The following is a 12,161-nucleotide window of genomic DNA, read 5'->3' on the forward strand; positions in this document are numbered from 1 at the left end:
GCCCGCCGTCACGCGCGCGCCGTCCACCGGCGTGGGGCGCGTTTCGTAATAGGGTAGGGCAATGCGCACGAAATGATCCAAGGCGGGATCGGGAACCGTGACCGCATGCTCGCGCCTGATCGGCGCCAGTCCATTGTGCAGCAGAAAAATCAACTCGCCTTGTTCCGCCAGCTCGTCGGCGCTCATCCAGCGCTCGATCCGGAATTCCTTCCGATACTGTCGCATTTCCCCCGTCAGACCCATTTGCTGGGACAGCCGCAGCAGATCGTGCTTGAGAGACTCCGGAATAGCCACGGAATAATTTTTCTCATAGTGGCGATACGCCTCGTAGGCCTTGCGGTAGGCGATCATGGCGTCGCTGCGCTCGCCAAGCTCCTCATAGATCATCCCCGTCAGGTAGCGCGCCAAGGCATCCTCGGTGTAGCGGTTTTCTGGGAGTCGCTGCGTGATCTCGCGCAGCCGCTCATCCACCTGCAGCGCCTCGACCCGCGCGTCGATGCGTTCGCCCAGTTGAAGATAATTGAGTGCCATGTACAAGTGCACCAGCACCTGCTCGAACTCCTCGCCGGCATAGCTGCGCGTCGCATCGTTGATGAGCAGGGACTGGCCCTGCTCGCGCAGGCTCAGTCCCCGGAGTTCCTCCATGCTTGCCTTGGCAGCCTCGAACGTAGTGTTGGAGGCAGCGTAATCGCCGTTCATGCGCTCGAGCATGGCCTTGTTCAGAAGAGTCAGCAGCCGGTCGCGCGGCGGATGCCGTTGCCGTTCCAAGGTCTCCAGTGCCGCGCCGAAACGTTGCGCCGCCATGTCGCTTTCGATGACGGAAAAGGAATCGCTGTAACTGGCGCAGCCGGAAAGCAGCAGCGCCAGAGTGGCCAGCGGGAAAATGAGGTTGGCGCGCATGGCGGCGCGCGGCGTATCAGTAACGGAGGTTGCCGCGTTTGACGAACTTCTTGATCTTCTTCTGCCCCACCCAGACTTTCACATTGTCCGCGAGGCTGATCAAGGTGAGGTCCACCTGGTAATACCGCACCTGGGAGGATCCCGAGGTATCGATGATGGTGTTGATCGTGCCCTTGAGCATGTAATCCGCGCCCCGCTCCTGGCCCATCGGTTTGCGCGTAGCCTCGGCGGCGTGGATGTCCTGATCCTTGCGCTCCTCGCGAACCTCGCCACGCTCGTTGCGGGAGGCGACGAACTGAATCTTGCCGGAATTGATGAGCGCGCGCTCCATGTCAGCGGTGAAGGTGTTCACGTTGACGTGCTCATGGCTGAGATTTAGCACCTCGCCCACGATCACGGCGGGCTTCTTGTTGTATTTGCGCGTGAATTCCGGCAGCCAGTCGCGCGACAGCACGTCCTGGATCATCTCCTCGGAAACCAGACGCGAGTCGGTGTCGTTCCAGGCCCCGGAAAGGTCCTTGACCTCGTCCGTGTCGATACGCTCCACCGACGTGCCGCAACCGGCGATGGACAGGACCAGCGCCGACACGGCCAGTGCCTGCACCAGCCTTGAATTTACACGGAAGGAAAAGCCCATCATTTATTCTCCTTGGTCAGCCGGTCGAAAATGTTGTCGGCGTTGCTTTCCACATAATGGCGCACGTCCACATTCATGTCCTGCGCGCCCGCTACGGTGCTCTTGACCTGTTTCATGTCGAGTTCGGCGATGGCGTAAACGATGTTCGTCTTTTTGTCCTGCCAGCGGGCTATGATTTTCGCGCCCGCGAGATTCACCTTGGACAGGTTCCTGATCTGGCGCGAGACCGCCTCTTCGGAAACCTTGCTGTCACCGGCCCTGGCCGCGGATTGATAGTCGCTCGAGACGACATCCAGGTAAGAGGAAAAAATACGCGCCAGTTCCGCGCGCGCCCGGTCATCGGCGGTGGCGCGCTGCAGCGTCACCTCGCCCATCGGCGATGCCGAACCCACGCCGTGGAACAGCCGGCCGTCCTTGTCATTGACGTAATTCGTGCCCTTGTTGACCCAATCCGGCGCGCCCTTGATGCGCAAATCGCTCTCAAGCTGCGTCTGCCCGGAACATGCCGCCAGCAACGCGGCAGCTGTCATCAAGATCAACTGCAACCGGAATTTCGGCTTGTTCATAGCACCTCCTTGGCCAATAGCACTGCGCAGAGTTTAAGCGCCAACGATCGGGAAAAGCAAAAACGCGGTGCTTTCATGTCATGATAGCGGACGTTGATCCCAATCTCCATTAAGGTGGGCGCATGGATATCCAGTTTCTGGGCGCGGCGCGCGAAGTCACCGGTTCGTGCCATTTGGTGCATTGTGGCGACCGCCGCCTGCTCATCGACTGCGGCCTGATCCAGGGCGCGCCCGCCGACGAGTCGCGCAACCGCGCGCCTTTCCCCTTCGCCCCCGGCGATATCGACGCCGTGGTCCTGACGCACGCTCACCTCGATCACTCCGGCCGCCTGCCATTGCTGGTCAAGGGCGGTTACCGCGGGCCGATCTACACACACCGCGCGACGCGCGATCTGTGCCAGATCATGCTCAAGGACGCGGCCTCGCTGAACGAGAAGGACGCGGAACACGAGAACCGCCGGCGTCAGCGCCGGGGCAAGCGCCTCGTCGAACCACTGTACACGCGCAGCGACGCCGAGAAGGCCATGCGCCAGTTTCAGGTGCTCGACTATGATGTCGAGAAAAAAATCCTGCCGGGCATGCAGCTGCGCCTTCAGGACGCGGGGCACATCCTCGGCTCGGCGATCGTGGAGCTGTGGCTCGAGGAAAAGAGCGAGACGCGCAAGCTGGTGGCCAGCGGCGATCTGGGTCACGCGGGCGCACCGATCCTGCGCAACCCCGAGGTCGTGCGCGAGGCGGATCTGATCGTCCTCGAAAGCACTTACGGCGACCGCGAGCATCGCTCGTGGGAGGAAACACTGACGGAATTGGGCGAGGTGTTCCGTGAAGCGCGACGCAGCGAAGGCAACATTCTCATCCCCGCCTTCGCTATAGGCCGCAGCCAGGAGTTGCTCTATTTCTTCAAACGCTACAGCAAGGAATGGGACATCGATCACTGGACAATTTTTCTCGACAGCCCGATGGCGATCGAGGCCACCGAAGTCTATGCCCGGCACTGGAAACTGTTCAACGCCGAGACCACGCGGCGGCGCAAAAAAGATGGCGATACCTTCACCATGCCCAACCTCCATTTCAGTCGCACCCCGGCGCAATCCATGGCCATCAACCGCGTGCGCTCCGGCGCCATCGTCATCGCCGGCAGCGGCATGTGCACCGGCGGGCGTATCCGGCATCACCTCAAGCACAATCTCTGGCGCGAACAGTGTCACGTCATCTTCGCCGGATTCCAGGCGCGCGGCACGCTCGGGCGTCAACTGGTGGACGGCGCCAAAACCGTAAAGCTCTGGGACGAAAACATCCGCGTGGCCGCACAGATACACACCGTCGGCGGTTTGTCGGCCCACGCCGGCCAGTCGGGTTTGCTGAACTGGTACCGGAACTTCGATCGGCATCCCGCGGTGGCGCTGGTGCATGGCGAGTCCGAGCCGATGGACGCTCTGGCCAAGCGCCTGCGCACATTACGTGCGTCCGTGCTGATACCGGAAGCGGGCGAACGGATTGACCTTTTGTCATTGCCACGCGCACGCTGAACGGTGGTGCGTCAATAAACCAGACAGACAACTCCTCTAAGGAGGTGCATGATGAAATTACAAAATCCATTACCCACACTGTTGCTGAGCGCGATGTGTCTGGCTGCCTTGCCAGCCGCGGCGGAGGATGCACCGGCACCGGCGACAACTCCGGCCCCGGCCGCCGCTCCGCCTTCCGCGCCACCCAGCCCGGCGGCGGTCGTGAATATGATCAGCAACTGCTACTCGTGTCACGGCACCGACGGCCGCAGTCCCGGTTCCATCCCCAGCCTGACCGGCAAGAATGCCCAGCAGGCATTGCTGCAACTCAAGGAATTCAAATCCGGTCAACTGGCCGCCACGGTCATGACGCGCCATGCCAAGGGTTATACCGACGCGGAACTCGAGGCGCTCGCCAATTACATCGGCACCAATCTCAAATAGGGGGATGACATGAGCCAAATTACACGCAGAGATTTTCTCAAGATCGCCGGCGCGGCGTCCGCGGCCGGTGTGCTCGGTTATGCCTCGACGGCCCGCGCCGCGGAGGGCGGCAAGGGCAGCGCCCGCGTGGTCGTGATCGGCGGCGGTTTCGGCGGCGCAACCTGCGCCAAATACCTGCGCCGGCTCGATCCCGGCGTGGCCGTGACGCTGATCGAGCCGAGCACCAAGTTCGTCACCTGCCCGTTCAGCAATCTGGTGCTCGGCGGGTTGCGTACCATGGACTCCATCACCCAGACCTATGGCGCGCTGAAAAAGAAGCATGGCGTCAATGTCATGCACGACACCGTGACCGCCATCGACGCGGCCGGCAAAAAGGTGAAACTCAAGAGTGGCAAAATGCTGAGCTACGACCGTCTGGTGGTCTCGCCCGGCATTGATTTCAAATGGGACGCGGTCGAGGGCTACAACGAAAAAGCCGCGGAGGTCATGCCGCACGCCTGGAAGGCCGGCCCGCAGACGCTGCTGCTGCAGAAGAAGCTCAAGGCCATGAAAAACGGCGGCACTTTCATCCTGGTGTCACCGCCCAATCCGTTTCGCTGTCCGCCCGGACCGTATGAACGCGCGAGCATGGTCGCGCACTACCTCAAGGACCACAAACCCAAGTCCAAGATCATTATTCTGGATGCGAAGGATAAATTCTCGAAACAGGGCCTGTTCCAGGCCGGTTGGGACAAGCTTTATCCGGGCATGATCGAGTGGGTGTCGAGCGCCAAGGGCGGCACGGTGAAATCGGTCAACCTGAAGAAGATGATCGTGGACACCGAGCTCGACAAACACAAGGCCGACGTCGTGAACTTCATCCCGGCACAGACCGCGGGCAAGATCGCCATCGCCTCGGACCTGGCCGACGACAAGGGCTGGTGTCCGGTGGACCCGAAGACTTTTGAATCGAAGCTGCATCCCAACATCCACGTTATCGGCGACTCCTCGATCGCCGGCGCGCTGCCGAAGTCCGGCTTCGCCGCCAGCAGCGAGGCCAAGATGTGCGCCGCTGCCATCGTCGCCCTGTTCAAGGGCGAGACGCCCGCGGAGAACTCGCTGGTCAATACCTGCTACAGCCTGATCGCGCCGAACTACGGCATCTCGGTCGCGGGCGTGTACCGGGTGACCGAGAAGGGCATCACGGAAGTGGAAGGCGCGGGCGGCGTGAGCCCGAAGGACGCGCCGGACTCTTTCCGCGAGCAAGAGGCGAAATACGGCGCCGGCTGGTATGCCAGCATCACCTCGGATATCTGGGGCTGATCGCGGCTTCGAAATAATCTTGTTATGCGACAAGGGTGGCTACGGCCGCCCTTGTTTTTTGTCCCGTCTCCACAAACACTAGGCCTCAATGAATACCAATCCGGTTCTTTCGGCGGGAGCCGTCATCGTGCGGCGCTTCGGCGATCAATATCGTTATCTGCTGCTGCGCGTCCGCGATTACTGGGATTTTCCCAAGGGCATGGTCGAGCCCGGGGAAGAACCACTGGCCGCGGCCATCCGCGAGGTCGAGGAAGAAACCACGCTGATGGGTCTCGATTTCCGCTGGGGACAGGCTTACATCGAAACCGAACCTTACGGCAAGAACAAGATCGCGCGTTACTATCTCGCGGAATCGAAACAAGGCGAGGTGAGCCTGCCGGTCAGTGCCGAGCTCGGCCACCCGGAGCACGATGAATACCTCTGGCTCGATTATGAAGCGGCGCGGCCGCTATTGGTGCCGCGGGTGTGGGCGATACTGGAGTGGGCTCGAAAAATAATTTAGGAATTTTTTTCAGATAACGACCAAGCCAAGCGGCGGCGAAGCTGTCCGCCTTGGGCGCTTTGTTAGGTGATTTAAAGCTTCTCAAATGATTCATCTGTTATATTTAGCCTTCCTTCAATGCAAAGACCCGTTTCCTCGATTGCTTTACCGATAGCTTTCATAACTTCTACTGCATCGATTTTAAGTATCTTGTCCTCCTCAATCTTCGCATGTGGCCACTTGGATAAATATTTGTATGCGGTGTCTTGCTTATCTTTCTGTAACAACCTAATTACGATAATTGGTTTTTTATTTAGCAATACTACGTTGAATGTTCCTAGAGTTTTTAAATTGTTGCGTAGCGTCCTTAGCCCAATAAAAGTTAATGCGTGCTTTTTGAGCATATTTAGAACATCGGCGTCATAACTATATTTGTCTTCTACGACGTTGATGATGAACTTCATGAAACGCTCTGGTGAAGACCCATCACATATTTTGTGAGCTGCCGAATGATGCTCAAGTGATTCGCGCGCCAAATATACAGACCTTAGTATTTTTTCCACGGATTGCCGTGAAATAAACACAAAGGATTTAAAATACAAATTCAGCTGAACATCAGTGACCCTTCCGCCAAAGTTCCGCATAAGCATGACCGGTTGTGGCCAGCCAATATCTTCAAAAACTTTGCTTTCGCGCTTATTAACTTCGTCAACTCTGCTGTTAAAAAGGTTGTACAGCTCCATTAGTTCATTTGCGAAGATTCTCACTCTAAACAGGTTAGAGAGAAGATCATCCTGCAGATGTAGACCGGGATCGCCAGTAAATTCCATGGTGTTCTTCTTGTCACCTAACTAGAAGTAGACGGCCTAAATGTCGCTTTATAAAGCGACATAATACTGTATATCAGTGCAATATATTTTCCCGGTCGTTGATGTTTCAAGCACTCACGCGTTTTTAGTACCACCTAATAGAAAACCATCAACACAGCATGGCGTGGGGCAAGGGTTGCTGGACGGACACATTGGCTACCGTGGTGCAGGCGATATGGGCGTAAGCCGAAAAATACTCGGAAAAAATAACAGCTGCCTTGAGAGCGCGTCGCCTTTCAGGCGATCTTTCTGGCGTCATGCTGCCCGAGCAGCGCCTTGAGCTCCGGCACGCAGGAACCGCAGTTCGTCCCAGCCTTGAGGCGGGCGCCGATGTCGGTCGCGGTCGCGCACCCGGACTGGATGGCTTCGAGGATCGCCGTCTCGCCAACACCAAAACAGGCACACACCTGGCGGCCCATGTCGCGGCACCCCTTGGGCGGGATGCCGGTCAGCAGCCCGGCGCGGGTCGGAGCATCAAGCGCCTCCAGCGCGAACAGGCCGGCCAGCCAGTCGCGCGGCGGGAGTTCCGGGTTCGGTCCGATGAAGATGCAGCTTTCGAGTTTCCCTTTTGTGAGGCGCGCGGCGCGGTAGCGGCGCGCGGCCTTGTCGAAATATTCGATCCACTCGATCTTCTCGTCGTGCGCGCATAACACGGCGCGGGCCGCGCTCGCCCAGTCCTGCGGCAGTTCGTCGCCAGCCAGTTCGTAGCGCCACAGGCCCGGCCCGCGTGCGGCGGCCCAATACGTCGCCGCGCCCGGGATCAGCTGGCGACGCGACAGCAGAAAGCCGTACCACTTCGACTGCAAGGGCTCGACGCGCACCGGCGTATGCTTGAACTCCGGTTCGCCGGAGATGGGATCGGTGGCCGGGTTTACCACCGCGTCGATGCAACCGCAGTTACCGAACTGGTCATTCCAGTGCATGGGCACGAACACCGAACCACGCCGTTGCGAGTCCGTCACCCGCACGCGCGCGTTCGACTGGCCCCATTTTGACGCCACCCGCGCCAGCGCCCCATCTGCCACGCCGAAGCTCGCGGCATCCTGCGGGTGGATCTCCATACAGGGTTCGATGGTGTGTGCCGACAGCCGTGCCGCGCGGCCGGTGCGGGTCATGGTGTGCCAGTGGTCGCGTACCCGGCCGGTGTTGAGCACCAGCGGATACTGCGTATCAGTCGGGTGCGCCGGTGGTCGCGGAGTGATGGGAAGGAGGCGCGCACGGCGGCTGGGTGTGAAAAATGCGCCGTCGCCGAACAGGCGCGCCGTGCCTTTCGGCCTGGCGTGCGTCACCGGCCATTGCACCGGGGCGAGCTGCGCATAGTCCTCGTCGCTCACCCCGGCGAGACCGGAAAGATCGAAATCGCGTGTGCCGTCGTTGGCCACCGCCGAGAGCGCCGCGTGTTCGCGAAAGATGGCGGCGGCATTAGGGTAATCGAAAGCGGCGCCATGGCCGAGGCGCTTGGCCACCTCCGCCACCATCCACCAGTCCGGCTGCGCCTCGCCCAATGGTTTCAGGAACGTGCGCTGGCGCGAGATGCGCCGTTCGGAATTGGTGACCGTGCCTTCCTTCTCGCCCCAGGCGGCGGCTGGCAGCAGCACATGCGCATAGCGCGTGGTGTCGGTGTGACGCACGCAGTCGGAGACGATCACCAGCTCGCATTTTTCCAGCGCACGCCGCACCTGTTGCGCATCCGGCAGGCTCACCGCCGGGTTGGTGGCGATGATCCACAGCACCTTGATCTTGCCCTGTTCCACGGCGCGGAACAGGTCCACGGCCTTGAGGCCGGGTTGCGTGGCGATGGCCGGGGACTTCCAGAATTCCTGCACCTGGGCGCGATGCGCCGGAGAGTCGAGATCGAAGTGCGCGGCCAGCTGGTTGGCCAGCCCGCCGACCTCGCGCCCGCCCATGGCGTTCGGCTGGCCGGTGAGCGAGAACGGGCCCATGCCCGGACGGCCGATGCGGCCAGTGAGCAGGTGGCAGTTGATGATAGCGTTGACCTTGTCGGTGCCGCTCGATGTCTGGTTCACACCCTGCGAGAACAGCGTCACCACCCGCTCGGTACGCGCGAACAGATCGAAGAACTCCTCCACCTGTGCGGCGCTGAGTCCGCATTGTTCGGCCACGCTGGCGACATCCGGGCTGCTGGCGCGCGCGGCGGCCAGCGCGGCGTCCGCGCCCTCGGTGTGGTTAGCGACAAACTGCGAATGCGTTTCGTCGTGATCGTGGAGATAGACCAGCAGGCCGTTGAACAGCACGCCATCCGTGCCGGGGCGCACAGCCAGATGCAGATCGGCGAGATCGGCGCTGGCGGTGCGGCGCGGGTCGATGAGCACCACGCGCAGTTCCGGATGCTTTTCCCGGGCCTGCACCAGACGCTGGTACAACACCGGGTGGCACCAGGCGGCATTCGAGCCCACCAGCACCACGAGCTTGGCGCGTTCAAGATCTTCGTAACACCCGGGCACCGTGTCCGAGCCAAACGCGCGCTTGTGGCCGGCGACCGCCGAAGCCATGCACAGACGCGAGTTGGTGTCGATGTTGGCGCTGCCGATGAAACCCTTCATCAGCTTGTTGGCGACGTAATAATCTTCGGTCAGCAGCTGGCCGGAAACATAGAAGGCCACCGAGTCCGGGCCGTGCTTTTGCAGAGCGGTGCGGATGCCGGAGGCAACGGTATCGAGCGCCGTGTCCCAGTTCACCCGCTCGCCGTTGACTTCCGGGTGCAGCATGCGCGTCGCCGGGTCGAGGGTATCGGCCAGTGCCGCGCCCTTGGAGCACAAGCGCCCGAAGTTAGCCGGATGCTGTGGATCACCGGCAACGCTGACCGTGCCGTCGTCCGTGGCTCGCGCCAGCACGCCACAGCCGACGCCACAGTAGGGACAGGTGGTGCGGGTCTCGGTGACAGTCATGGGAAAATCAGGTGTTCGGGCAGCCTTCTTCCGGGATCAGCGAGAGGTATACCTTGCCGCCATCGATGCGCACCGGAAAGCGCGCGGCGCAGCCTTCGTCCGGCGCCACTGCCATGCCGGTATCGAGACTGATCTTCCAGTCGTGCAGCGGGCAGGCCACCTTGTTGCCGTGCACAATGCCCTGCGACAGCGGCCCACCCTTGTGCGGACATTTGTCGCGCAGCGCAAACACTTCGTCGTCGAGCGTGCGGAACACGGCGATGTCGCCGTCCGTGCGCCGCACCACGCGCGCGCCCTGGCGCGGAATGTCGTCGAGGATTCCGATTTCGATCCAGTCGTTCATTTGTTTCTTTGCCGTTGTCTGCATCGGTTCTGCTTCCTGTGTCACCAGCCCCGTTCGCCCTGAGCCCGTCGAAGGGTGAACGGCGAGACTGTTGTGTCTTGTTCGTGCTTCGACAAGCTCAGCACGAACGGTTGTTGATTCAGCTATCCCACCATCTTGAGCGGGATGAACTCGTGTTTGTCCACGCCCTTGGCGCGTTCCGCCCACGGATCGATCTGCGCGAACTGCTGCGAGTGCAGGAAGCGTTCGGAGAGTGCCTTACGCCCCGCGGCATCTTCCACCACACGCTGCTTCACGTACGCCAACCCGACGCGCTCCACCCATGGCGCGGTGCGTTCCAGATAATGCGCCTCTTCGCGATACACCTGCAGGAAGGCGGCGCAATACTCCTTCACCTCCTCCGGGGTTTTCACCGCGCACAGGAAATCGGTGGCGCGCACTTTCACGCCGCCGTTGCCGCCGACGTGCAGCTCGTAACCGGAATCAACGCACACTACGCCAAAGTCTTTAATCGTCGCTTCGGCGCAATTGCGCGGGCAGCCGGACACGGCGAGCTTGAACTTGTGCGGCGTCCATGAACCCCATGCCATCTTTTCCAGATCGATGCCCATGGTTGTCGAGTCCTGGGTACCGAAGCGGCACCAGTTCTTGCCCACACAGGTTTTGACGGTGCGGATCGCCTTGCCGTAGGCATGACCGGAAACGAACCCGGCCGCGCTCAGATCGCCCCACATCGCCGGCAGCGTTTCCTTCGGCACGCCGAGAAAATCGATGCGCTGACCGCCGGTGATGTGCACGGTCGGAACTTCGTACTTCTCAGCGATCTCAGCCAGTGCACGCAGCTCGGCGGGCGTGGTCTCGCCGCCCCAGATGCGCGGAATCACCGAATAGGTACCATCCTTCTGGATGTTGGCGTGCGCGCGCTCATTGATGAAACGCGACTGGTTGTCATCGACGTATTCGCCCGGCCACGCTACCAGCAGGTAGAAATTGAGCGCCGGGCGGCACTTGTTGCAGCCGTCCGGGGTTTTCCATTCCAGCGCCTGGAACAAGGCCGGTATGGTTTTCAGGTTCTGGGCGCGAATCGCCTGCCGTACTTCGTCGTGAGTGTGCTCGGTGCACGGGCACATCGGTTTCTTTTTCGGCGCGGTGGAATAATCGCCGCCGAGCGTCGCGGCCAGCAGGTTCTCGACCAGGCCGGTGCACGAACCGCAGGAGCTGGAGGCCTTGGTGTGGGCGCGCACCTCTTCGAGCGTGAACAGTTTCTTGTCGACGATGCTCTTTACGATCGTGCCCTTGCACACGCCGTTGCAGCCGCAGATCTCGGTGCTGTCGGCCATCGCTACCACGCGGCTCTTGATGTCGCCATGGCCGGCATCGCCGAGGTGCGCCTGGCCGAACAGCAGCTTGTCGCGCAGGTTCGAGACATCGGTGCCGTCGCGCATCAGCTGGAAGTACCAGGCGCCGTCCATGGTGTCGCCGTACATCACCGCGCCCTGGATGCGGTTGTCCTTGAGCACCACCTTCTTGTACATGCCGGCACCGGCGTCTTGCAGCACGATCTCTTCAGTCTGGTCGCCGCCGGAGAAATTGCCGGCCGAAAACAGGTCGATGCCGGTGACCTTGAGCTTGGTCGAGGTAATCGAACCCTCGTAGCGCGAGATGCCGAAGTGGGCGAGATGGTTGGCGCAGACCTTGGCCTGTTCGAACAGTGGCGCCACCAGCCCGTAGGTCTGGCCGCGATGCTGCACGCACTCGCCGACCGCGTAGATCGCCGGGTCGTAGCTTTGCATGGTGTCGCTCACCACCACGCCGCGTTCGCAATAGAGACGAGCCTTTTTGGCGAGTTCAATGTTGGGGCGAATACCGACCGCCATCACTACCAAGTCGGCGGTCAATTCACGGCCATCTTTCAAACGCACACCCTGCACCCGATTCTTGCCGATGATCTCCTGCGTCACACCCTGGAGCACGAATTCCAGACCGCGGTCTTCGAGTGATTTCTTGAGCATTTTCGCGGCCGGCGCATCCAGTTGGCGCTCCATGAGCACGTCCGGCAGGTGCACGACCGTAACCTTCATGCCCTGCTTCATCAGGCCGTTGGCCGCCTCCAGTCCCAGCAATCCACCACCGATGACCACGGCATGGCGGTATTGTTTCGCCGCCGTGAGCATGGTTTCGACGTCGGCGAAATCGCGGAAA

10 protein-coding genes and 1 pseudogene are annotated in these 12,161 nt (G+C 61.0%); 4 read left to right on the forward strand and 7 right to left on the reverse strand.

Going from position 1 to position 12,161, the window contains the following annotated elements:
* The 3 genes and pseudogenes from ACC569_RS11960 to ACC569_RS11970 all read right to left on the reverse strand — a co-directional run.
* A pseudogene (locus tag ACC569_RS11960) lies at positions 1–900 on the reverse strand (hypothetical protein); the annotation flags it as partial.
* A 16-nt stretch (positions 901–916) separates the two neighbouring features.
* Positions 917–1,540 carry a penicillin-binding protein activator LpoB gene (locus ACC569_RS11965; RefSeq protein ID WP_372523762.1) on the reverse strand — a complete coding sequence of 208 codons (624 nt, stop codon included), beginning with the start codon at positions 1,538–1,540 and terminating at the stop codon, positions 917–919.
* Positions 1,537–2,103 carry an LPP20 family lipoprotein gene (locus tag ACC569_RS11970; RefSeq protein WP_372523763.1) on the reverse strand — a complete coding sequence of 189 codons (567 nt, stop codon included), beginning with the start codon at positions 2,101–2,103 and terminating at the stop codon, positions 1,537–1,539. Before ACC569_RS11970 ends, ACC569_RS11965 begins: the two co-directional genes overlap by 4 nt.
* A gap of 122 nt (positions 2,104–2,225) precedes the next feature.
* Here ACC569_RS11970 and ACC569_RS11975 point away from each other — a divergent pair, with 122 nt between their 5' ends.
* The 4 genes from ACC569_RS11975 (at position 2,226) to ACC569_RS11990 (ending at position 5,859) form a co-directional block, all read left to right on the forward strand.
* Entirely contained in the window at positions 2,226–3,632 is a 1,407-nt protein-coding gene (locus ACC569_RS11975) for an MBL fold metallo-hydrolase RNA specificity domain-containing protein (RefSeq protein WP_372523764.1), read from the forward strand.
* A gap of 48 nt (positions 3,633–3,680) precedes the next feature.
* Positions 3,681–4,055 (forward strand): cytochrome c, encoded by a 375-nt coding sequence (locus ACC569_RS11980; protein WP_372523765.1) that lies wholly within the window; start codon positions 3,681–3,683, stop codon positions 4,053–4,055.
* A 9-nt stretch (positions 4,056–4,064) separates the two neighbouring features.
* Entirely contained in the window at positions 4,065–5,357 is a 1,293-nt protein-coding gene (locus ACC569_RS11985; protein WP_372523766.1) for an FCSD flavin-binding domain-containing protein, read from the forward strand.
* 88 nt (positions 5,358–5,445) lie between these two features.
* The gene (locus tag ACC569_RS11990; RefSeq protein WP_372523767.1) at positions 5,446–5,859 is read left to right on the forward strand and encodes an NUDIX domain-containing protein; all 414 of its coding nucleotides are present in this window, start codon (positions 5,446–5,448) and stop codon (positions 5,857–5,859) included.
* A 71-nt stretch (positions 5,860–5,930) separates the two neighbouring features.
* Here ACC569_RS11990 and ACC569_RS11995 read toward each other — a convergent pair whose 3' ends face one another.
* The 4 genes from ACC569_RS11995 to nirB form a co-directional block, all read right to left on the reverse strand.
* Positions 5,931–6,668 carry a hypothetical protein gene (locus ACC569_RS11995; protein WP_372523768.1) on the reverse strand — a complete coding sequence of 246 codons (738 nt, stop codon included), beginning with the start codon at positions 6,666–6,668 and terminating at the stop codon, positions 5,931–5,933.
* Between the two features lie 275 nt (positions 6,669–6,943).
* The gene (locus ACC569_RS12000; RefSeq protein ID WP_372523769.1) at positions 6,944–9,616 is read right to left on the reverse strand and encodes a molybdopterin-dependent oxidoreductase; all 2,673 of its coding nucleotides are present in this window, start codon (positions 9,614–9,616) and stop codon (positions 6,944–6,946) included.
* Positions 9,617–9,623: 7 nt separating this feature from the next.
* Entirely contained in the window at positions 9,624–9,983 is a 360-nt protein-coding gene (gene nirD / locus ACC569_RS12005) for a nitrite reductase small subunit NirD (RefSeq protein ID WP_372523770.1), read from the reverse strand.
* 119 nt (positions 9,984–10,102) lie between these two features.
* On the reverse strand, positions 10,103–12,161 hold a 2,059-nt coding region (nirB, locus tag ACC569_RS12010), incomplete at its 5' end, for a nitrite reductase large subunit NirB (protein ID WP_372523771.1).

Origin of the sequence: Sulfuricaulis sp. (genome assembly GCF_041499725.1) — a bacterium.
GTDB lineage: Bacteria > Pseudomonadota > Gammaproteobacteria > Acidiferrobacterales > Sulfurifustaceae > Sulfuricaulis.